The following is a 22320-nucleotide window of genomic DNA, read 5'->3' on the forward strand; positions in this document are numbered from 1 at the left end:
ATGGGCGGGAATGGCTGACGCCGCAGGTAACGCACCTGACCTCCTGCCCACCCGCTTCCAGGCGTGGTTCGAAAAGCGCGGCTGGAGCGCGCGCCCACACCAGCTGGCGATGGTCGAACGAGCCCGCGCCGGTCGTGATGCCCTGCTGATCGCGCCCACCGGCGGCGGCAAGACCTTGGCGGGCTTCCTCCCCAGTCTGATCGAGCTCGCCGAACGCCCGAAAGCCAACACCCATCCTGGCCTGCACACCCTCTACATCTCTCCGCTGAAGGCCCTGGCGGTTGATGTGGAGCGCAACCTTAACGCCCCCATCCTGCAGATGGGTCTGCCGATAACCGCGGAGTCTCGCACGGGGGATACGGGCGTCTCCCGACGGCAGCGGCAGCGGCTGACCCCGCCCGACATCCTGCTGACCACGCCTGAGCAGCTGGCCCTGCTTTGCGCGTGGGAAGGCGCGCGCGGTTTCTTCGAGAGCCTGCGATGCGTGATCCTGGACGAGATCCACACCCTGCACTCCTCCAAACGCGGCGACCTATTGGCGCTTGATCTGGCTCGCATCCAGCAGCTTGCGCCCAACATGCGCCGCGTGGGCCTGTCGGCCACCGTCGACGACCCAGAGGTGATCAAGCGCTGGATGGGCGGGATCGGCGGCCCTGAAAGCATTGACCTGGTCCGCGGACCCGGCGGGGCCGAGCCGGTGGTCGACATCCTGCTTTCCGAGGGGCGCGTTCCGTGGGCCGGCCATACGGCGCGCCACGCCATGGAGGAGGTCTACGAGACCATCAAGAAGGCGCGCACCGCGCTGGTGTTCGTCAACACGCGCTTCCAGGCCGAGTTCGCCTTCCAGGAGCTCTGGCGCCTGAACGAGGACAACCTGCCCATCGCCCTGCACCACGGCAGCCTGGCGGCCGAACAGCGTCGGAAGGTGGAGGCGGCGATGGCGCGCGGCGAGCTGCGCGCGGTGGTCTGCACCTCGACCTTGGACCTGGGGATCGACTGGGGCGACGTTGACCTGGTGATCCAGCTGGCCAGCCCCAAAGGCGCCTCGCGGATGGTGCAGCGGATCGGGCGGGCGAACCATCGGCTGGACGAGCCCTCCCGCGCCCTGTTCGTTCCAGCCAACCGGTTCGAGATGCTGGAATGCCAGGCGGCTCGCGAGGCGATCGCCGAGAACACACTCGATGGGGATCCGCCACGGATCGGCGCACTGGACGTGCTCGCCCAGCACGTCATGGGCTGCGCCTGCTCCGAGCCGTTCGACCTGCTGCAGCTCTACGACGAAGTCCGAACCGCTGGGCCTTACCGGGATCTGGCCTGGGAAGATTTCGAACAGGTGGTCGATTTCGTCTCTACCGGCGGATACGCCCTTAAGACTTACGACCGGTTCCGCCGGATCGTGAAAGGCCGCGACGGTCTGTGGAAGGTGCGCGACCAAGCCACCGCCCAGCGCCACCGGCTGAATGTCGGCGCCATCGTTTCACCGGCGGTGCTCAGCGTGCGAATGGCCGGGCGCGGCGGACGCGGCGGGCGCAAGATCGGCGAAGTCGAGGAGGGCATGCTGGAGATGCTGGACCCCGGCGACACCTTCGTCTTCGCCGGCCAGGTCTGGCGGCTGGAAGGCGTCACCAACCTCGACGTCTTGGTGAGCCCTGCGGCGGACAAGGATCCCAAGATGCCGTCCTGGGGCGGTTCGAAGTTCGCCCTGTCGACCTTTCTCGCGAAGCGCGTGCGCCAGTTGATGTTCGACGAGAGCCACTGGAGCGTGCTGCCGCGCGACGTCTGCGAGTGGCTAGGCGCGCAGAAGGACCGCTCGCTGATCGTCAGCGAGGAGGAGATGCTGCTGGAGACCTTCCCTCGCGGGAAGCGGCACTTCCTGGTCTGCTATCCCTTCGAAGGTCGGCTGGCGCACACGACGCTCGCCATGCTGCTCACGCGTCGTCTGGAGCGGGCTGGCGTCGGACCGCTCGGCTTCGTGTGCAACGACTACGCCCTGGCGGTCTGGGCTTTGAAGCCGATGGACGGGCTCGATTTCGACGAGCTGTTCGCCGAAGACATGCTGGGCGATGACCTCGAGGACTGGCTGAACGAGAGCTTCATGATGAAGCGGGCGTTCAAGGGCTGCGCCGTCATCGCCGGCCTGATCGAGCGGCGCTTTCCCGGCGAGCAGCAGAAGACGGGGCGGCAGATCACCTTCTCTACCGACCTGATCTATGACGTCCTGCGCCGGCACCAGCCGGACCACCTCCTGCTCCGCTGCGCTCGGGCGGATGCGGCGACCGGCCTCATCGACGTGGCGCGCCTCTCGCAGCTTCTGTCGCGCATCCGCGACCGGATCCGGCACGCGCCTCTCGAGCATCTTTCGCCCTTCTCGGTCCCCATCCTGCTGGAGATCGGCAAGGAGCGCTCGCCGGGCGATGCGACCGACGCCATCCTGGCGGACGCGGAAGAAGAGCTCATCGCCGAGGCCCTGCAGTGAACGCGATCGCGTCCTTCACCTACGACTTCGCCCAGAACCCGTGCGGCGGTCTGCGCACCTGGATCGGTCGGACAGAGGTGGTGCTGCGCGCGTCCGGCGCCCTGTGGCTGGAGGGCGCGCGCACGCTGGTGGTGGCCGACCTGCACCTGGAGAAAGGCTCGTCCTATGCGGCGCGCGGCCAGATGCTGCCGCCCTACGACACCCGCGAGACGCTGAGCCGCCTGGAAGCCGAGGTGGAGGCGCTGACGCCGGAGGCCGTGGTGCTGCTCGGCGACACGTTCCACGATCGCAAGTCCGAGGGGCGGCTGGCGGCGGACGACGCCGCGCGGCTGCGGGCATTGGCTTGTGGGCGTCGGCTGATCTGGGTCGTCGGCAACCACGACGCCGACGGTCCGCAGGCGCTGCCGGGAGAGACCGCGGACGAGCTCTCGATCCTAGGCCTCCTCCTTCGGCACGAGCCCCAGGCAGGGCTGCAGCCCGGCGAGGTCGCCGGGCACCTCCACCCCGCCGCCAAGGTCTCTGGCGCGCGCGGCAGCGTCCGGCGCCGGTGCTTCGTCACTGACGGCGAGCGCGCCATTCTGCCCGCCTTTGGCGCCTATGCGGGCGGGCTGAACATCCGCGACGCAGCATTCGCCGGGCTGTTCGTGCGCACACCTCTGGCCGGAGCGCTGGGCCGCGGCCGGGTGCACGCCATCGGCTGGCGCTCGCTCAGCGCCGACTAGTCCCTGCGGAACACGCGGGACGCACCCCACCCGACCAGCAGGGCGAAGGCCATGGCGCCGAGGCCGTAGAGCCACGGCCGCTCATGAGCCCAAAGGTAGAGCGTGCGCTCCACGCCCACCTTCTCGACCGTCAGGGTGCGCGTGCGGGTGGAGACCGGCACGCCGTTCTGGAACAGCACGATGTCCGCCCGGTAGTCGCCGATAGGCGCCTGCGCCGGAAGCGCGATCTCGGCGCGGAACAGGCCACGATCGACGAAGCTGACGCCGCGCTGGTCCTCAGCATAGAGCCTGTTGTTGACCTTCAGGCGGACGACGGCCCTGCGCCATTGCAGGTAGTCTTCGCCCAGGCTGCTGACCACCACGTCGCGCACCCCGTAGCGGGTTTCCATGCGCTGCTCGGCCGGTGCGCGGATGGGCAGATGGTCGACGCCGGCGCCCAGGCGGCGCAGCACGCCAAAGCGGGCGATCTCTTCCAACGGTCGGTTGGAAGCGGCCATGTAGAAGCCCGGCGCGCCTTGGAACACCACGGGACGGCTGTTCACCCAAAGGCCTGCGACGCGCACCTTCCGGGCGATGCGCACCGGCTGGTCGGGTCCCCGCACGATCACCACGACGTCGCTGGGACGCTGGGCGGGATCGAAGACGGCGCCATAGAGCACGATGCGGGCGCCGCTGAAGTCCGAGCTGACCCGCACCTGGGTTTCGGTGAGCGCCGCCGAGACCGCTGGCGGTGGCGGCGAGAGCTGGAGGATCATCCGCCGGCCCCGCTCATCAGGACGAACGGCTCTTCCGGTTGAATGAACAGCCCAAGCCCCATGCGCAGGCCGACCAGCAGCACGATCAGGGCCAGGAGGGCCCGCAGCGACTCGGGCCGGAAGCGGGCCGAGGCCCGCGCGCCGTACTGGGCGCCGAGGACCCCGCCGAACAGCAGCAGGGTGGCCAGCAGGATGTCGACGGTCTGGTTGCGGCCGGCCTGCAGGACGCCGGTCAGGGCCGTGGTGATGATGATCTGGAACAGGCTGGTGCCGACCACCACGCCGGCCGGCATTCGCAGGATGTAGACCATGGCCGGGACCAGGACGAAGCCGCCGCCGACGCCCATGACGGCCGACAGGATGCCCACGAAGGCGCCAAGCAAGGCTGGAGGAATGACGCTGATATACAGACGTGAGCGCGGGAAGCGCATCTTCAGCGGCAGGCCGTAGAGCCAGGGCGGGCGGCGGTCGCGGCGGGGCGGCGGGGGCTCATTGCGGCGCCGGCGGAGCATGGCTGACAGGGACTCCATCAGCATGAGCCCGCCGATAACGCCCAGGAAGATGAGGTAGGACAGGGCGACTACGAGGTCGGCCTGGCCGAGCAGACGCAGCCAACGAAACAGTTCGACGCCGACCACCGAGCCGACCGCGCCGCCGGCCGCCAGCACCGCGCCCATGCGAAAGTCCACGGCCCGCTTGCGGCCGTAGGCGATCACGCTGGACATGGAGGAGGCGGCGACGTGGTTGGACATGGAGCCCACGGCGACGGCCGGAGGGATGCCCAGGAAGACCAGTACGGGGGTCATCAAGAACCCGCCGCCGATGCCGAACAGGCCGGAGATGAAGCCCACCAGCGCGCCCAGCGCCACGATCAGCGGCGCGTTCACCGACACCTCGGCGATGGGCAGGTACAGGTCCAATCCTCAGCGCCTCTTGAAGGCGCCGCCGGCGCGGACGCCGGTCAACGCGTGAAGACGGAGAGCCGCGAAACGGTCGACGGATCGAGCGCGCCCGTGGCGGCCAGACCCTGATCGCGCTGATAAGCGGCGACTGCAAGCTTCAGCTTGTCGTTGGCCGCGCCGTCAGCCGGACCCTTGTAGTACCCGAGCCGGCCGAGGATGCGCTGGGCCTGGGCCACCGTGCGGGTGGAGGTCCGTGCCGCGCCGGCATTGCCGAACCGGCCTGCCAGGGACTCGGCCGCGGCGATCTGCGCCGGGGTGAGCTTCTTCTCCAGGGCCAGCGCGCTTTCGCGGGCGGCCACGTCGCCGCTGGCGGCGGCGATGGAGAACCACTTGTAGGCCTCGGGGTAGTCCAGCGGGACGCCGCTGGCCGACTGATAGATCAGGCCGAGATTGTACTGGGCGTTGACCACGCCGCGGTCGGCCGCCTTGCGGAACCAGCTGACGGCGCCGGGCAGGTCCTGCGGGCCGCCAAGGCCGCGGTAGTAGAGCAGGCCGAGGTTGTACATGCCCTTGGTGTCGCCGGCCTGGGCGGCGCGCTGGTACCACCGGCGGGCTTCGGTCAGGTTCTGGACGACGCCGTGGTCGCCGCCCTCGTAGAGCTGGCCGAGGTAGGTTTGGGCCGGCGCGTGGCCAGCGTCGGCCAGGGCCTTGATCTTGGCCAGGGAGCCAGGCTGGCCGGCGTCGAGACCCTGAACCGCCTTGAGGAAGCTTTCCACGAAGGCGTCGGAGGCGGCCTGCGGCGCGCCGACGGGCGCGCGACGGGCTTCCGGAAGGGCGGCGTTCTCGCCCGGCTGCGGGCTCATGGGGCCCATGGGGGTCGGCGTCAGGGCGACGGCGGCGCGCGGAGCCGAGTGGATCGAGCCGTTGGCCAGCTGGTCCAGCGAGGGACCGGACTCCGGCGGGCCTTCGATCAGCATCACGCCGGCCGCGCCCACGGTCATGAAGGCGGCGACGCCAGCCACCATGAGGGCGGTCTGAAGGGTGGTGTTAGGCGCGCGGGGCTTGAGGCCGCCGAACATGCCCGGTTGGGTCTTGCCCGTGGTGCGCCAGGTGGCCTTGGCGCGCGCCTGCAGGCGTTCCGGACGCTCGGCCGGCGTAGCGGCGCGGGCGGCGGCGCGCGCCTGCTCGATCACCTCGCGGGTGGAGAGCGGACGCGGATCTTCCGCACGGGCCGGCGGCTCGGGCTGGTCGAGGCCGAACAGGTCCTCTTCCGGCTCTGGGATGGGCGCGAAGCCATGGCTTTCCGGCTCCTCGCGGAAGCTCGGACGCTCCATGACCGGCGGCGGGAGATCCTCGTCGTCATCGGCCGGTTCGGCGCGGGAGAAGAGGTCCGGACCGAAGGCGGCGGCCGAGGGCGCAGGCGGCGGCTCGGCGCGGCTCTGACCCGCTTCGGCCAAGCGCTGCTCGAGGCGGTCGCGGGTCTCTTCCAGCAGGCGGGCGGTGCGCTCCTCGCTTTCACGGATACGCACGGCGAGGTCGTCGGAAGCGCGTTCGTTACGCTGTTCGATCCGCTCGGTGACCCGGGCGACCTGCTCGCCCACGTCGTCGATGGCCTGGGCCGCGCGGCGCTCGGAAGCGATCATCCGCTCGGTGAGGCGCTCGGTGATCTTGCCGATCTCGCCGCCCAGACGCTCCAGCGCTTCGGCCTGCACCTGCTCGGCGCGGCCGAGCCGCTGTTCCACGGCGCCGGCGATGCGTGCCATCTCGCCGCCCACCTGGGCGATGGCTTCGGCGCTGCGCTCTTCCGAGGTCTGGAGGCGACGGTTCACCGCCTCGGCCATGGTCAGCACTTCATGGCCCATGCGCTGGATGGCCTGGGCCGAGCGCTGCTCGGCGGCGGCGACCTGAGCGGCCAGCTCGGCGAACCGTTCGTCCACCCGGCCGGCGGAGGTCGACTGGAGGCGGCGAGCGATTTCCTGCCGCGCCTGTTCGACCTGACCGCTTAGGGTGTCAGCCAGAGCCTGCAGACGTTGCTCGGCGGCGGTGGGACCCGCGCCTTCCACCGTGCCGACGCGGGCGTCGAGCGCGGCCAGCGAGCCGCGCAGGCCCTGCAGGGCGTCGGCGGTCCGGGCTTCAGCATCGGCCAGGCGAGCGCCCAGCCGGCTGACGACCTGCTCGATCAGGGCGGCGGGATCGGCCTGCTCGGCGCGCTGCAGGCGGCTTTCCAGCGCGGTCAGGGCTTCCCGCGTGCGCGCATCGCCATCGTAGACGTGGTTGGCGACACGGGTGACGGACTGTTCGAGGACGCGCAGGGCCTCGGCGGAACGCGGTCCTGCCGGCTCGGCCTCCATACGGCGCAGGCGCTCTTCCATGCGCGCCTGCTCGGAGCCGACGCGATCGACAGCGGTCTCAAAGCGCGTGGCCACGGCCACATGCTCGCGCTCGGCCGCCTCGATGCGGGCGACAGCCTGACGGACGGAATGCTCGACGCCGGAGATGGCCAGGCCCGTGCGGGTCTCGGACGCTTCGATCCGGTCAGTCAGCCGATCCAGCGCATAGGCCACCCGGGAGAAATCGTCGGGACGCGCCGCGACGGGCGCGCCGCTGACCAGCCGAGGCTCGGCGAAACTACGTTGGGGACGATCAGGCATGGCCGCCTCGGAGGACACTTCCTCCGGCATATCATCTTCCAGGATGACCCGGTTGAGCCATTCGCCCAGAGTCATGCCAGAGCGCCGAGCGAGGTCCTTTGCGACCTCTCGAGCCTTGGGATCGATCCCCTTGACGCTCCACGGCGCCCCCGCGCTCATCGAATCGTTCTCCTGAACTTTCCGAAGGGTACTCATCGATTCCTGGGGGTGTAAACGCGACGTTAACGCAAGATGTAGGGTCTGAGCCCTCTGTCCTGTGGATGTTCCGCCCCGCCCGCAGGCGATCTCTTCCCGGCGGAGCCTAAGCCTGCGATACGGCGCCGCAGATGGACCTTTTCGTGACATCCGCGATCTGCGCCGCCCTGCTCGCGCTGGCCGTGGGCGCAGGGTGGATGGGCGCGCGCCCGCCCAATCCGCACAAGGGCCCACGCCTGGTGCCCTGGCGCTTCATCATGGTGACCACGGTGGCGGTCCTGCTGATGATGGTGGTCCATCTGGTGAACCTGCTGGGCTTCACGACCGGCCAGGGCCGCTAGGCGGCCTTCGGCAGCTCGGGGGCGGCCGCCTCGGACTTCTTCGGCCGCTTGGCGAGGCCAGCCATCCCGCCGGAGGACAGCAGGCCGACATCGGCCATCAGGATCGGGATCGCCCACTTGTGCGGGGCGGCGATGTAGCGGGGCTGCCAGACGGGGTCGTATTTGTCCTTGTACCGGCGCACGCCCTGGAAGTTGTAGATCTCCTCCCCCCGCTCGAAGAGCAGGCGGCCGACCCGGGACATGATGGGGGCGAGCGGCCGGTCCTCAAGGCCAGCGAGCGGCGCCATGCCGAACTCGAAAGCTTCGTAGCCCTGCTCCCGCCCCCAGGCGATCAGCTCCACGAAGAGGTAGTCCATGATGTTCTTGGGCGCGGCGTCCGAGTAGCGCATCAGGTCCATCGAGAAGGTGGACTTGGCGGCGGTCGTCCAAAGGGTGGCGAAGGCCACCGGAACCCCTTCCTGGCGAACCAGGGCGACGGGAAACTCGGCCACATAGCGCGGCCAGAATCCACCCATGGTGAAGCCCTTCTCGCCGCCGGCGTGGTGGTCGAGCCACTGGTCGGAAATGGCCTGCAGCTCGGGCATCAAGGCCTCGACGGCCGGGCCCTGCAGGATCTCGAAGGTGGCGCCCTCCTCCGCCGCCTTGCGCCAGGCGCGGCGAAGGTTGCCGCGCTTGCGCCCATCGATGGAGAAGGTTTCCAGCGGCACGGCCGCGCTTTCACCAACCTTCTGAAGCGAGAAGCCGAGCTCCACCACCTCCGGCAGATCGTCGGCCGTGAGGCCATAGATACCCGGCCGCGCGGCATGGGCGTCGGCCAGTTCGCGGAAACGCCAAAGCAGCTCCAGCCGCTCGTCCCGCCGCCCAACAGGGGCGCCCAGCGCAATCCAGGTGCGGCCGCGGACGCCGAACATCAGGAAGCTGTCGCCGGAGCTGGAGAACAGGAAACGCTTGTCGCCCAGCAGGGCGAGGTTGGAGCTGGACTCCGCGACTTCGGCCTTGGCCAGCACGGCGCGGATGCGGGCGAACTGCGGATCTTCCTCGCCCACGACAGGCGGCGTGGCGGCGGAAGCGAACAGACGCCAGATGCCGAAAGCGAACAGGGCGATGGCTGCACCGGCCCAGGCGCGCATGGCGCGGGCGGCGTCGTCGTCGGCCATGACCCGCCACCAGGGCCGATCGCCGTAGTCGGCATGGGTGAATGACCAGAGGCCGAGCAGGCCCACGCCCAGTACGGCGCAGAAGGCGGAGAACAGCCAGCCGGGCGTAACCTCCATCCGCGACAGGCGCGCCTTGCGCGGGAAGGCGGCCCGAAAGGGGGCGAGCACGGCGGCCAGCGCCACCAGGATCGCCGTTTCCTCCCACACGATGCCCTTCAGCAGAGCCAGTGGGGCGGCGATCAGCAGGGCGCACATGGTGGCGGTCCAGGCGGCGTCCAGGCGAGATCGAAGGCCGAAAGCCAGCATCACCAGAGCCAGGCCCATCACGCTGGACAGGAAGTGGCTGACCTCGATCAGGTAGACGGGCGTGATCTCGATCAGGCGCACGAAGCGCATCGGAACCGAAGGCGTGGCGCCGGAGGCCAGCAGCATGATCCCCGCAGCCAGCGTCAGGGCCGCCGCAGTCAAAGGTGCAGCGGCCAGGAAAGCAGGCCTGAGATCTCTCCAGAGTCGCATCCGCGCTCGGCTCCAGTGGACGGGAGGGCCTTATAGCCGATTTGCCGCGACCGCCTCCGCGACGTGAGCGTCAAACGGATGTTTGATTTTGCTTGCCGGCCAGAGGTCGGGCGATAAGCTGCCGGCCTCGAACAGCTGGAGCAGCGCCATGGCCGATTTCGGAGCCTCCGACCTCGACGCCTTCCGCACCGAAGTGCGCGAGTGGCTGGCCGCCAACTATCCACCGGAACTGCGTGACGGCGGCGCCCCGACCGATCCGGAGGCGATCTGGGGCGGACGCAGGTTCGAAGGCTCCGACGATCCGCAGATCGTCTGGATGCGCCGGGTGGCCGAGCGCGGGTGGACCGCGCCGAGCTGGCCCAAGGAGTACGGCGGGGCAGGTCTTTCCCGCGAACAGGCGCGGATCATCGAAAAGGAGCTGGCGGCCGGCGGCTATCGCGTTCCCCTCGCCTCGTTCGGGGTCTGGATGCTGGGGCCCGTGCTGCTGGAATACGCCAGCGAAGAGCAGAAGCGCGAACACCTGCCGAAGATCGTGCGGGGCGAGATCCGCTGGTGCCAGGGCTATTCCGAGCCGGGGGCCGGCTCCGACCTCGCCTCGTTGCAGACGCGCTGCGAGGACGCCGGGGAGCACTGGAAGATCAACGGCCAGAAGGTCTGGACCAGCTATGCCGACAAGGCGGACTGGTGCTTCTGCCTGGTGCGGACGGACACGTCCAAGAAGCACGAGGGCATCAGCTTCGTGCTGATCGACATGTCGAGCCCCGGCGTGGAGACGCGGCCGATCCGCCTGATCAGCGGCGAGAGCCCGTTCTGCGAGACCTTCTTCAACGACGTCCTGGTCCCCAAGAACAACCTGGTGGGCCGCGTGAACGGCGGCTGGGACATCGCCAAGCGCCTGCTGCAGTACGAGCGGCAGAACATCTCCGGCGGCTTTGGGGCGGGCGGCGGCGCGGGCGGCGTGGCTGGCGATCTGGCGCAGGTCGCCAAGGACTATGTCGGGACCGACGAAGAGGGCCGGCTGGAGGACGCCGACCTGCGGGCGCGGATCACCCGCAACAAGATGGACGTGCACGCCCTGCAACTAACCATGGCGCGCATCGCCGCTGAGCAGAAGGCGTCGAACGGGCCGTCGGCCGTGACCTCCATCGTCAAGTACGCAGCCGCGAGCTTCGCCCAGGAACGCAGCGAACTGATGGTCGAGGCCATGGGAAGCCAGGGCCTGGGCTGGAGCGGCGAGGGCTTCTCGCCCGACGAGCTGCGGGCCACCCGCGGCTGGCTGCGATCCAAGGGCAACTCCATCGAGGGCGGCACCTCGGAAGTGAACCTGAACGTCATCGCCAAGCGCGTGCTTGGCCTGCCCGACCCGAAGTGAGGTCCTGAGCCATGGCCGTGCTGAGCGAAGAACAGTCGATGCTGCGGGATGCGGCGAAAAGCTGGGTGCAGGAGCAGAGCCCCGTCGGCGCGCTGCGCAAGCTGCGGGGCGACGGCGCGGGGCTAGGGTTCGATCCCGCCGCCTGGCGCGAGATGGGCCAGATGGGCTGGGCCGGCGTGGTGATACCGGAGGCGCACGGCGGCTCCGAGTTCGGCTGGCTGTCGCTGGGCCTGGTCCTGGAGGAGATGGGCCGTACCCTGGCCGCCTCCCCGCTGCTGGCGACCTCCGCCGCAGCCGCCGCCCTGACCCTGGGCGGGACGGACGACCAGAAGGCCGAGTGGCTGCCGAAGCTGGCGGGCGGCGAGGTGATCGGCGCCCTGGCGGTGGACGAGGGGCCGCATCATGCCCCCGGCAAGATCGCCCTGAAGGCTGAGCGCTCCGCCGTGGGTTGGACGCTGACCGGCGCGAAGACCTTCGTGTTGGACGGCATGGCCGCCGATCTGCTGGTCGTGGCGGCCCGGACATCGGGCCAGCCGGGCGAGGCGTCGGGGATCACCCTCTTCCTTGTGCCGGGAGACGCAGCGGGGCTGAAGCGGCAGGCGCTGAAACTGGCAGACAGCCGGGGCGCAGCCAACATCAGCTTCGAAGGCGTCGAGGTGCGTCAGGACGCAGCGCTGGCGGGCGGTCTCGACCTGCTGGACCAGGTGCTCGACCGCGCGCGGGCGCTGCTGGCGGCCGAGATGCTGGGCTCCGCCTCGCAGGCGTTCGAGACCACCCTGGACTACCTGAAGACCCGGGTGCAGTTCGGACAGGTGATCGGCTCCTTCCAGGCGCTGCAGCACCGGGCGGCGAAGATGTACGTGGAACTGGAGCTGGCGCGGTCGGCCGTCGAAGCGGCCCTGGCCGCGCTGGACGCGCAGGCGCCTAACGCGGCCGAGCTGGTCAGCCTGGCCAAGACCCGGGCCGGCGAGACCTTCCACCTGGTGTCCAACGAGATGGTCCAGATGCATGGCGGGATCGGCATGACTGACGAGCACGACGCCGGCCTGTACCTGAAGCGGGCCCGGGCGGCGGAAGCGGCCTTCGGTGGACAGGCTTTCCACCGCGACCGCTATGCCCGGCTGCAGGGCTTCTAGAGCCAGGCGGCTCCCGCCACAGCCGTGGTCCGCACGGCGTCGTCGCTGTCGGTGGAGGCCGAGAGATCGCGGAAGCGGTCGAGCTCGGCCTTCAGGCTCATGATCTTGCCCTCGATCATCGCCAGGGCGTCGGTGCCGGCGGCGAAGCGCAGGGGCGGATTTGCCTTGTCCGCCAGTTGGACGAGCACCTTGGCGAGCTTGGCCGGGTCGCCCGCCTGGGCGTGGTTGCGCCCCTCCCAGAAGGCTTTCATCCGCGCCGACAGTTCGGCGTAGTCGGCGATCTGGCGCGCGCCGAGCTGCAGCGAGGAGCTGTCCAGGAAGTCGGTGCGGAAGAAGCCGGGCTCGACGACGGTCACCCGGATGCCGAAGGGCGCCACTTCCTTGGCGATGGACTCCGAGAAGCCCTCAACGGCGAACTTGGTGGCGCAGTAGAGGGAGCCGCCCTCCCCGCCCAGCAGGCCGCCGACCGAGGAGATGTTGAACACATGGCCCGAGCGCTGGGCGCGCATGGCCGGCAGCACCGCGCGGGTGACGTTGTAGGTCCCGAAGACGTTGGTGTCGTACTGGGCGCGCGCCTGGGCGTCGGTGGTCTCCTCGAAGAGGCCGAGGTTGCCGAAGCCGGCGTTGTTCACCAGCACGTCGATGCGGCCGAAACGGGCCAGGGCGGCGTCGACAGCGGCTTGGGCCTCGGCTTCCTGGGTGACGTCCAACGCCAGGGACAGCAGGTTGTCGCCGTCCGGGCCGAACGCTTCCACCAGGGCCTCGCGGCGGCGGGCGGTGACGACGACCTTGGCGCCGGCCGCAAGGGCCGCTTTTGCGAACTGTGCGCCGAGCCCGCGGGCGGCGCCGGTGATGAACCAGATCTTGCTCATGTAGGCCTCCTGTTTGGCGAGGTTCAGGAAACCCCGATCAGGCCTCGCGGCGGTATCCGGATCCTGGCCGCCTCTTGCACGATCCTCTCAATGCAGGTGAGAAGCGCTTGCCGCCCTGGCCTGTGCGAGCTCTGGATACGCCATGGATCAAATGCACGAACTTCTCAGTCTCGTCCGCCGGTACGGTGAGAACGGCGCAACCGAGACGGCCGTACCCGGGCTTGGCCTCTATCTGGCCGCCGAGGCCGGGGAGCCGAGCTCGATCGTCTATCGGCCGCTGATGTGCCTGATCGTGGCCGGCGCCAAACGGACGGTGCTGGGCGAGCGGGTCTATCGGTACGCGGCCGGCGACTACATCGCCGCATCGGTGGATCTGCCGGTCACCGGGCAGGTGACGGACGCGCCCTATGCCGCGATCAGCTTCGACCTGGACCCCGCGCGGATCGCCGACCTGCTGCTGGACCTTCCCCCGGCGCCGGACAGCGGGCCGGTGGGACTGGAGGTGCACCGGGCCGAGCCGGACCTGGTGGACGCGCTTGTCCGGCTGACTCGGCTGCTGGAACGCCCGGCCGACATCCCGGTGCTGGCGCCGATGATCTCGCGCGAGGTGCTGTGGCGGCTGCTGCAGGGGCCGAGCGGGCCGATGGTGCGCCAGATCGCCCTGTCCGAAAGCCGGCTGTCGCAGGTGAACCGGGCGATCCGCTGGCTGCGCGCAAACTATGCCGAGGCGATGCGGGTCGAGGCGCTGGCCAACCTGGCCGGCATGAGCCTCGCGTCCTTTCACCGGCACTTCAAGGCGGTGACGGCGATGAGCCCGCTGCAGTACCAGAAGCAGCTGCGGCTGCAGGAGGCGCGCAGCCGCCTGATGTCCCAGCCGGGCGATGTGGCGGGCGTCGGCTTCGCCGTGGGCTACGACAGCCCCAGCCAGTTCAGCCGCGAATACGCCCGCCTGTTCGGCGCCCCGCCGGGCCGGGATGCGGTGCGGCTGAGGGCCTCGCCCCAGCCGCAGGCGGTGCCCTAGCGCTTGCTGGGGTCGGGATAGGCGAACGGATCGGCAGGGACCGGCTCCGTCGGCAGGACGTTGGACGGCAGCGGCGCATCGGCGTCGGCCGCCTGCAGCAGCATCCAGGCCATGACGGCGGAAGCCTGCTTCAGATCTTCCGGCCGCAGGTGGTCGTAGGTGTCCACGTTGCTGTGGTGGGTGGTCGAGGAGTAGTCGAGCCCGTCCTGGATGAACTGGTAGGCCGGCAGGCCAAGGCGGGCCATGTAGACGTGGTCGGTGCCGCCGGTGGGCCGGGCCGAGACGGTGGTGGCCCCCAGGGTGGCGTAGGGCGCCAGCCACTCCTTGAGCACCGGGGCGGCGGCCATGTTGCCTTCGGTGTAGACGCCGCGGATCTTGCCCGAGCCGTTGTCGAGGTTGAAGTAGCCGGCCATGTCCTTGAAGCCCGGGAGGGGCGTGACGGGATAGGTGCTCTGGGTCACCACCGGCAGGGTCCAGGCGCGCTTGGCGGGATCAGAATGCGGCGGGCGGCGGGCCAGGTGGCGGTCGACATAGGCCGCCGAGCCCAGCAGGCCCTGCTCCTCCCCCGACCACAGGGCGAAGCGGATGGTGCGCTTGGGCTTCACGCCCAGGGTCTTGAGGATGCGGGCCGCTTCCATGACCACCGCCGAGCCGGCGGCGTTGTCCGTGGCGCCGTCCGCGGCCACCCAGCTGTCGAGGTGGGCGCCGGCCATGACGTAGCCGGCCTTGGGATCGCGGCCTGGGATCTCGGCGAAGACGTTGTAGGCGCGGGTGTCGCTGTCGTCGAAGTGGACCTTGGAGTCGATCTCCAGGGTGACGGGGCCGAGCTTGGCCAGGCGCGCCAGGCGGCGATAGTCCTCGGCGGCGATCTCCACGCCCGGCAGGGCGGCGGTGGCGCCCACCTGGTGCAGGTAGCCGGCGCCGTGCACCAGCCCGCCCTCGCGGTAGCTCATCCGCCCCCAGGCGAGCGCCCCTTCCGCCTTGAGGAAGGCGTCGAGCTTGGCGGCGAAGCCGCGGTTCTCCAGGTAGCGGTCCAACTCGTCCGGATCGTGGGCCGGCTGGCGGTAGGCGCTGTTCTGGGTGAGCTCCTCGCCGGTTTGGCGCTTGAAGGCGGGCTCGGTGGCGTCCTTGGGCGGGCCGGGCCAGGTGACCAGCACGATCTTGCCGGCCAGCTTGCCGCGCCATTCGGCGAAGTCGCGTTCCCTGGACATCGGGGCGACGATCACCGGGGCTGCTAGCGGGCCGTTGGTGGCGGGCGTCCAGGCGACGGGAATGGCGCGCAGCTCGATCGGGCGCGGGGCGGTCATGCGCACCCGGCTGTTCTCGATCCACCAGCCGCGGCCGAACTCGAAGCCTTCGGTGTGGACGTGAGCCAGGCCCCACTCGCGGAACTTGCCCTGGGTCCAGGCTTCGGCCTTGCGCATGGCGGGGGAGTTGGTGAGCCGCCCGCCGATGCCGTCCGTGAGGTGGGCCGCGGTCTGCAGCACCTGGGAATGGTTGAAGGCCTGGTCGTTGATCCGGTTCACGGCGCCAAGGTCGGCGGCCGACGCATGCGCGGCGATCGACACGCAGGCGCAGGCGGCGGCGAGGCGGAGCAGGCTCTTCATGTAACATTTTCCCGAAGTGACGTCGGCGGCAGCTTCACCGCTGACGGACCCGGACACAAGGGCGGCTTAGGCGGCGGAGCCCCGGGCGGCGGCGTCTGCCTCCTGGCGGGCAGTCGAGGCCAGGGCCAGCAGGATGTGGTCGATCAGGGCCTGGGCGCGGATCGGCTTGGCCAGGTGGAAGTCGGCCCCCGCCTCGCGGCCGGCGCGGATGTGCTCGTCCAGGGCGTTGGCGGTGAGCATGATCACCGGCGTGCGCGCCAGGCCCTGGGCGGCCTCAAGAGCGCGCAGGCGGCGAGTGGCCTCAAGACCGTCGAGTTCGGGCATCTGCATGTCCATAAGCACGACATCGAACGCCTGTTCGGCGAGCGCTTCCAGCGCCAGCACTCCGTTGTCGACGATCAGCGGAACGACACCCACGGACTCCAGCACCAGCTGAACGACCTTTTGGTTGGTGGGATGATCCTCGGCGAGCAGGACGCGCAGGCCGGAGATGTCGAAGGGCTCCTGCGCGGCCTCGGGTTCGGCGGCCGGCGTGTCCGCCAGGCGTTCGAGCGGCACGGTGACGGTGAAGGTAGAGCCGCGGCCCGGCGCGGAGTCGGCCTCCACCCGGCCGCCCATGATCTCGGCCAGGGAGCGGCTGATGGCTAGGCCCAGCCCCGTGCCGCCGAAGCGGCGGCGGATGGAGGTGTCGGCCTGCTCGAACCTGCGGAACAGGCGTGCCTTCACCTCAGCGTCGAAGCCGATGCCGGTGTCGCTGACCACAAAGCGGATCTCGCGGCCCTCGCCGGACACGTCGAGCCGCACCGCGCCGGTTTCGGTGAACTTCACGGCGTTGCTGAGCAGGTTCGAAAGCACCTGGGTCAGACGCACCGTGTCGCCGGCGAAGCGGCCGTCGACGGCGGGCGCAACGGTCCAGGAGAAGGCCAAGCCCTTGGCCTCGGCGGACGCGCGGTGCAGTTCGGCGATGCTCGACACCAGGCGCGAGATCTCGAACTCGTCGCGGGCCAGCCGGATCTCGCCCGCCTCGATCTTGGAGAAATCCAGGATGTCGTTGATCACCCGCTCCAGCAGCCGGCCGGAGGACACGATCAGGCCGGCAAGTTCACGGCCGCGAGGTGTCGACTGCTCGCGCGCCAGGCTTTCGGAGACGGCGATCACGCCGTTGAGAGGCGTACGGAGCTCGTGGCTCATGTTGGCCAGGAACTGGCTCTTCTCGGCGGTGGCGCGCTCCAGCTGAGCGGTGCGCTCGGCCACACGATCCTCCAGGGACGCGAGCAATGCTTCGGAGGCCTCTCGCTCCTTGCGCAGCGACCGGGCGAGGACGCCGAGCTCGTCGTCCCGGTCCTCCACGTCGGCCACGTCGGGGCGGGCGCGGGCGCCGAACGCCTCGGGTTCACACGAGCTGGCGAGGCGCCAGATCGGCCGCACGAGCTTGCGCCGAGCCAGCCACACGACCAGCAAGGTCTGCAGCAGGGTGGCCGCCGCGCCGACGACCAGCACCCACACGGCCGAGCGGGCGGCGGAGGCTGCGACCTTGGCCTTCGGATAGGTCATCAGCAGGTACCAGTCGGGACCGGACAGCCGGCCATAGGCGACAATCTGGCGACTGTCTGGGCTGGTGAGCACGCCGGCCGCTTGACCCTTTTGGGCGATGTCGGCGGCGATCTTCTTCAGGCCCATGCCCCGCTCGTAGGCGGCGATGGTCTTTTCCGAGGCTTGGCCCGGGGTGGTGAAGCCGGGATAGGCGATCAACTCGCCCCGATTGGTGACGATCAGGCTGGCCGCGCCCGGCAGCGGGTTCTTGACCGCGTTCAGGAAGAAGCCGGTGAGCTCAATCGAGGAGCCGAAGGCGCCCACGTAGCGACCGTCAAGGAAGGCAGGCGTCAGGCAGGCGGTGGCCAGCCGCGCGCCGGTCTTGTCCTGCAGCAGGCGCTGCAGCTTGGTGCAACGGGTCGCCCGCTGCGGGTTGAACACCGGGTTGGTGATGTAGCTCATCTCCTCAGCGGCGATGCTGAGGTCGGCGGGCGCGGTTTCCCGGTAGAACATCAGACGGTCGGGGCGATCGGGCCCGAACATCACCAGCCGGGCCAGCGGCGGGGTGAAGAAATAGAAGTTGTCGTACTCGGCGCGCGCGGCCTGGCCGAAGTCGCCCACCAGCTCGAAGGCGGCGACCAGGGTCTTCAGGTCTCGAGGCGTGATGTGTTGCGCCTCGCCGATGAAGGCGCCGACCCCATAGGTGTAGCCGCCATGACGCATCGTCCCGTCGAAGTACTGCGGGCGTGAGCGGCGAGTCCCGTCGGGCCGCAGCGGGAAGTACTCGTCCGCCAAGGCAGCCACTTCGGCATCGGGGAGGTGGTCCATGCGGCGCTGCAGCTCGGCATTGGCGGAGCGATGCAGGGCCGTGAGATTGGAGAAGCGGCGGTCGATGTTGGCGCTTCGCTCACGGACATAGTCCTGCAGGAAGCCGATTTGCCGGTGAGTGAGGTCGCGCTGGAAGATCACGAAGGCAGCGACCGTGCCGAAGGCCGTCATCACCAGCGACATCAAGGCGACGCTGATCAGAAAGCTGCGCGAGAGCGATTTCATCAACAAGGCGTCGCCGGGGAAAGGAAGCGCAAACGTTAGCGCCCTAGCGTTGCCCACCGGTTTACGAACGATGTGAATCGCCGATCGTCAGCCACAGGAGCATCAGCCGCCGAGCCATTCGATGCGTCTGGACGGCCAAGCCGTTGAAGTTCGGCCCGACTTTTCCCGGCGGCCATGTCGAAAAAGCAGCAGCGACTGCGATTGGGCGACCAGCGGTTTCAAGGTTGCTTAATCGTTTTTGTTCTCATGCTCACAAAAAGGGGAAACGAGTTGAACGACGTCGCTCTAGTCGCCGCGATTTGCCCGGCGGCCTGCCGGTTCGCGCTGATGAGCGACCTTGCGGCTGCGCAACCGGCGCTGTCGCACTTCATGGAGTTCAGGGCCGGCGACTTCGCGGGCGTTGTCGAAGCCTTCCAGGCCTATGCCGATGCGCTTGGCCGCCCTCTGCCCCCCCGCCTGGGAATTTCGGTGTCCGCTCCGGTGAACGGGACCGAGCACACCATCACCCAATCCGGATGGCGCATCTCCGAGCAGGAGCTCGCGCAAGCCTTCGGCTTCACCCGTATCGTGCCGATCAACGATGCGGCGGCCGTCGCCTTGGCGCTGAGCGTCATGGACATGCGCGACGCCGCTCCGCTCGGCGGCTCGGCCCTGCCCCACAATCCCCTGGGCGTTGGGCGCTATGCGCTGATCAGCCTGGACTTCGGCCTGGGCGTTTCCGCCGTGGGACTGAGCGCCCAGGGCGTGCGGATCATCGACACCGAAGCCGGGCATATGGCCTTTGCGCCTCAGTGCGAGCTGGAAGAAAAGCTGGCGAGCCGCCTGCGCGCGGTTCACGGCCGCGTCTCCTACGAGCGGCTGCTGGGCTGGCCCGGGCTATCGCAGATCCACGCCATTCTCGCGGACCGGTTCGGCACGGGCGAAGAACCCCTGTCCCCCCTTGAAGTGGTGCTGAACGGCCGGCCCGGCGGCGATCCGGCCTGCGTACAGGCCCTCGCCTGCTATTCGCGCATTCTGGGCTCGTTCGCTGGTGACGTGGCCCTGTCGATGGGCATCGACGGCGGCGTGTTCCTGACCGGTCGCTTCCTGTTCGAAGCCCACGACCAGGCCGACTGGGCGGGCTTCCGCAAGCGGTTCGAAGCCAAGGGGCGGCTCTCCCACTTCGTGAAGGGCGTGCCGACCTGGGCGCTCGCCAACCCCGGGAGCGTGCTCACCGGCGCGGCCCGCAAGCTGGTCATCGAGCTTGCGCTCGACAGCGGTCGGTCCGCTCAGGCGCAAGCCGACGCGGATCCGGCCCCGATCGTCAGTCTTCCGCCGCAGGTGGAGGCCCAGGAGTTGCTGGACGGCGCGGCCGCGGGCCTGCTGGTGCTCAATCCCGACCTGAGCATCGCCGCCAGCAACGACCGGTTCTGGGTCGGCTCGTCCGCGCCGCCGCATCTGCGCCGCAATGGGCGGATGATCGAGGAAGCCTTCTACGCCATGGCCGAGGCCGGCGACTGGACGCACGAGACCGCCTCCAGCGCCTTTGGCCGCCTGTCCGAGCGTCAGCCCTACAGCCTGGAGCGCAGCGCGCTCGGCGGGATGCTGCTGAGAGACGACGCACGCCCTCTGCCGGACGGGCGCTGGGTGATCACCTCACAGGACATCACCCGCGCAGCGCGGCGGGCGCGCGAGCTCGAAGACTTGGCCGGTGAACTGCGCGAAGCGCGCAACGCCGCCGAAGCGGCTAATCGCACCAAGTCCGCCTTCCTGGCCACCATGAGCCACGAGATCCGCACCCCGTTGAACGGCGTGCTGGGCATGGTGCAGGCGATCGCTTTCGACGAACTGTCGACCATCCAGCGCGAGCGGCTGGACATCATCCGCCAATCGGGCGAGTCGCTGCTGGCGATCCTGAACGACATCCTGGACCTGTCGAAGATCGAGGCCGGTCAGCTGGAGCTCGAGGAGGTCGACTTCGACCTGCGCACCCTGCTCCTGGGCGCGCACGCGGCCTTCACCGCCCTGGCCAACAAGAAGGGCCTGTCCTTCACCCTGCAGGTCGAAGACGGCTCGGACGGGACCTATCGTGGCGACCCGACCCGCCTGCGCCAGATCCTCTACAACGTGGTCTCCAACGCCCTGAAGTTCACCGAGGCCGGCGAGGTGCGCGTCTCCGCGGGCTACGCAGAGGGTGAGCTCCGCCTGACCGTCGCGGACACGGGCATTGGGGTGGACCCTGCGCGCCTGCCGGCCTTGTTCGATCGGTTCACCCAGGCCGACACCTCGACCACGCGCCAGTACGGCGGCACGGGCCTAGGGCTCGCCATCTGCCGCGAACTGGCGATGATGATGGGCGGCTCGATTGCTGCGGAAAGCGCTGTGGGCCAAGGCACCACCGTGGTGTTCCGCGCGCCCATGCCGAAGGTGGCCTCCAGGCCCGCGGCTGCAGCCCTGCCGTCAGACGAGGGCCCGGCCCGGCAAATGGCGCTGCGCGTGCTGGCCGCCGAGGACAACGCTGTCAATCGGCTGGTGCTGAAGACCCTTCTGCATCAGCTGGGCATCGACCCGGTGATCGTGGAAGACGGCCAGCAGGCGGTGGACGCTTGGGAGACCAGCACCTGGGACGTGGTGCTGATGGACATCCAGATGCCGAAGCTGGACGGAGTTTCAGCCGCTCGAGAGATCCGCCGAAGAGAGGCCGAGAGCGGTCGGGCCCACACGCCGATCATCGCGCTGACCGCCAACGCCATGTCGCATCAGATCAGCGAATACATGAAGGCGGGGATGAACGGCCACGTAGCCAAGCCGATCCAGGCCGAAGCCCTGTTCCGGGCAATTGTGGAGCAGGTGGACGGCGACAGCCGCGAGAGCGAGCCGAAGGCGCAGGCGGTCGGTTAGTCGCGCCGGAGGCGCAGGACCCGCACCGGCCCCTGCCAGACTTCCACCTCGTCACAGTGATCGAGCTTGCCCTGGGCAAGGCTGCGAAGCTCGTCCATCGACATGCACGGGATGTCTTCCGACAAGGCGACAGCGCCAGTGGTGGTCAGTCCGTAGATGCGAAAATCCTGCACGTAAGCGTCCCTTCAAACGGCAGGCAACGATTAGCAGAACAACGCTCCGCCGCTCTGCCGGCGACCCGACACACGAGCTGCGTCAGATTGTCTGCAGATTAAGGGACACATCGCCCAGCATCGCCACGAGCGAGAACTTCTTTTCATTTGCTGCGACATTCAGTCCAAGCTGCGAACCTCGGATGGAGACTCTCCTATGCTGCTCCACCGCAGATGGCGCCCTTTATGTCGCAGCGTCGCCGTCGGTGGGGCTGCACGCCGGATTACGTGGCGCGGTTCAACGCGGCCGAATCCGCGGTATGAGGCGGCCCTGCAACCAGACGGGCCCGCCGATGCCGCCGCTTTCCGATCTCGACGTCTACCGGAACCTGTCTGGCATGGCGGAACAGCTCGAGCGCATGGAAGACGAGGCGGCCAGCCTGGTCAGCCAGACGGCGCTCCAGACGGCGGCCATGACCCTGCGAGGCGTAGCGTCGGCCATCTACTCTCACTGTCTCTCGGACGATGACGGCGCCGCCTAAGGGGCCGACCGAACACCGCCAAGGCATATGGCTAACATTTGAGGCGAAGCGCCATCCCTGCTCGGGATACGAGTGATCGAGCGACGTTTTATTCCTTGCCAAGCTTCTGTGGTTGAGCTTGCTTAAGCCGAACTGACGTTTGGACGAGACAGCAACTTGCCTACCACACTGCAGATCGCCACGGTCGCTGGCGCGGTGGTCTGGCCCCTTGGGGCCGGCTTGGCCCTGGTGCTGTGGTCCAAGGCTCGCGCCGCTGCGCACGCCCGCAAGGTCGCCGCCATGGAAGCGGACCTCCGGGGCATGTTCCACGACATCGAAAGCAGCCCGGTGCCGAACCGCCTGACCATGGTGGTGGATGCGCTGGAAGAGGGCGAAGCCCTGACGCCGGCCCGCGCCGCCGCGCGTGATTCCAAGAGCACCGTCCGCTCCTGACCTGG

Annotated in this window: 17 protein-coding genes; 9 read left to right on the forward strand and 8 right to left on the reverse strand. The window is 69.1% G+C overall.

Annotated features, from left to right (window positions below; translation table 11 throughout):
* Window positions 1-10: 10 nt before the first annotated feature.
* Both DJ018_RS02140 and pdeM read left to right on the forward strand, forming a co-directional pair.
* The gene (locus tag DJ018_RS02140; protein ID WP_111513156.1) at window positions 11-2476 is read left to right on the forward strand and encodes a ligase-associated DNA damage response DEXH box helicase; all 2466 of its coding nucleotides are present in this window, start codon (window positions 11-13) and stop codon (window positions 2474-2476) included.
* A complete protein-coding gene (gene pdeM, locus DJ018_RS02145) occupies window positions 2473-3198 on the forward strand; it encodes a ligase-associated DNA damage response endonuclease PdeM (protein WP_240609431.1) in 726 nt (241 codons plus the stop codon). Before DJ018_RS02140 ends, pdeM begins: the two co-directional genes overlap by 4 nt.
* On the opposite strand, the gene DJ018_RS02150 is transcribed toward pdeM, so the two are convergent.
* From DJ018_RS02150 to DJ018_RS02160, 3 genes are read right to left on the reverse strand one after another with little or no spacing between them, the layout of a single operon-like run.
* Window positions 3195-3953, reverse strand: coding sequence for a TIGR02186 family protein (locus DJ018_RS02150; RefSeq protein ID WP_111513158.1), 759 nt, complete (start codon window positions 3951-3953; stop codon window positions 3195-3197). The genes pdeM and DJ018_RS02150 overlap by 4 nt on opposite strands.
* Window positions 3950-4873, reverse strand: coding sequence for a sulfite exporter TauE/SafE family protein (locus DJ018_RS02155; RefSeq protein ID WP_111513160.1), 924 nt, complete (start codon window positions 4871-4873; stop codon window positions 3950-3952). The genes DJ018_RS02150 and DJ018_RS02155 overlap by 4 nt, the downstream gene beginning before the upstream one ends.
* Before the next feature lie 41 nt (window positions 4874-4914).
* A complete protein-coding gene (locus DJ018_RS02160; RefSeq protein WP_111513162.1) occupies window positions 4915-7665 on the reverse strand; it encodes an SEL1-like repeat protein in 2751 nt (916 codons plus the stop codon).
* Between the two features lie 167 nt (window positions 7666-7832).
* On the opposite strand from DJ018_RS02160, the gene DJ018_RS02165 reads away from it, so the two are divergent.
* Window positions 7833-8042 carry a hypothetical protein gene (locus DJ018_RS02165; protein WP_111513163.1) on the forward strand — a complete coding sequence of 70 codons (210 nt, stop codon included), beginning with the start codon at window positions 7833-7835 and terminating at the stop codon, window positions 8040-8042.
* Here the strand turns inward: DJ018_RS02165 and DJ018_RS02170 are convergent.
* A complete protein-coding gene (locus DJ018_RS02170; protein WP_111513164.1) occupies window positions 8039-9715 on the reverse strand; it encodes a GNAT family N-acetyltransferase in 1677 nt (558 codons plus the stop codon). The two genes, DJ018_RS02165 and DJ018_RS02170, sit on opposite strands and share 4 nt — an antisense overlap.
* A 148-nt stretch (window positions 9716-9863) precedes the next feature.
* Here DJ018_RS02170 and DJ018_RS02175 point away from each other — a divergent pair, with 148 nt between their 5' ends.
* The gene (locus tag DJ018_RS02175) at window positions 9864-11087 is read left to right on the forward strand and encodes an acyl-CoA dehydrogenase family protein (RefSeq protein ID WP_111513165.1); all 1224 of its coding nucleotides are present in this window, start codon (window positions 9864-9866) and stop codon (window positions 11085-11087) included.
* A gap of 11 nt (window positions 11088-11098) precedes the next feature.
* Entirely contained in the window at window positions 11099-12223 is a 1125-nt protein-coding gene (locus DJ018_RS02180) for an acyl-CoA dehydrogenase family protein (protein ID WP_111513166.1), read from the forward strand.
* Here the strand turns inward: DJ018_RS02180 and DJ018_RS02185 are convergent.
* Complete coding sequence (locus DJ018_RS02185) at window positions 12220-13095, reverse strand: oxidoreductase (protein WP_111513167.1); 876 nt, start codon at window positions 13093-13095, stop codon at window positions 12220-12222. The two genes, DJ018_RS02180 and DJ018_RS02185, sit on opposite strands and share 4 nt — an antisense overlap.
* A 142-nt stretch (window positions 13096-13237) precedes the next feature.
* Here DJ018_RS02185 and DJ018_RS02190 point away from each other — a divergent pair, with 142 nt between their 5' ends.
* Window positions 13238-14116 carry an AraC family transcriptional regulator gene (locus DJ018_RS02190; RefSeq protein WP_111513168.1) on the forward strand — a complete coding sequence of 293 codons (879 nt, stop codon included), beginning with the start codon at window positions 13238-13240 and terminating at the stop codon, window positions 14114-14116.
* On the opposite strand, the gene DJ018_RS02195 is transcribed toward DJ018_RS02190, so the two are convergent.
* Both DJ018_RS02195 and DJ018_RS02200 read right to left on the reverse strand, forming a co-directional pair.
* Window positions 14113-15723 carry a M20/M25/M40 family metallo-hydrolase gene (locus DJ018_RS02195; protein WP_111513169.1) on the reverse strand — a complete coding sequence of 537 codons (1611 nt, stop codon included), beginning with the start codon at window positions 15721-15723 and terminating at the stop codon, window positions 14113-14115. The two genes, DJ018_RS02190 and DJ018_RS02195, sit on opposite strands and share 4 nt — an antisense overlap.
* Window positions 15724-15789: 66 nt before the next feature.
* Window positions 15790-18309, reverse strand: a complete 2520-nt coding sequence (locus DJ018_RS02200; protein WP_111513171.1) for an ATP-binding protein — start codon at window positions 18307-18309, stop codon at window positions 15790-15792.
* A gap of 270 nt (window positions 18310-18579) precedes the next feature.
* Here DJ018_RS02200 and DJ018_RS02205 point away from each other — a divergent pair, with 270 nt between their 5' ends.
* Complete coding sequence (locus tag DJ018_RS02205) at window positions 18580-21189, forward strand: glucokinase (RefSeq protein ID WP_165842773.1); 2610 nt, start codon at window positions 18580-18582, stop codon at window positions 21187-21189.
* Here the strand turns inward: DJ018_RS02205 and DJ018_RS19085 are convergent.
* Entirely contained in the window at window positions 21186-21362 is a 177-nt protein-coding gene (locus DJ018_RS19085; protein ID WP_165842774.1) for a hypothetical protein, read from the reverse strand. The two genes, DJ018_RS02205 and DJ018_RS19085, sit on opposite strands and share 4 nt — an antisense overlap.
* Window positions 21363-21694: 332 nt before the next feature.
* On the opposite strand from DJ018_RS19085, the gene DJ018_RS02210 reads away from it, so the two are divergent.
* Together DJ018_RS02210 and DJ018_RS02215 are read left to right on the forward strand one after the other, a co-directional pair.
* On the forward strand, window positions 21695-21883 hold the full coding sequence (locus DJ018_RS02210; protein WP_111513174.1) for a hypothetical protein: 189 nt from the start codon (window positions 21695-21697) through the stop codon (window positions 21881-21883).
* 156 nt (window positions 21884-22039) lie between these two features.
* The gene (locus tag DJ018_RS02215) at window positions 22040-22315 is read left to right on the forward strand and encodes a hypothetical protein (RefSeq protein WP_111513175.1); all 276 of its coding nucleotides are present in this window, start codon (window positions 22040-22042) and stop codon (window positions 22313-22315) included.
* Window positions 22316-22320: the final 5 nt, after the last annotated feature.

This window comes from Phenylobacterium deserti, from assembly GCF_003254705.1.
Lineage (GTDB): Bacteria > Pseudomonadota > Alphaproteobacteria > Caulobacterales > Caulobacteraceae > Phenylobacterium > Phenylobacterium deserti.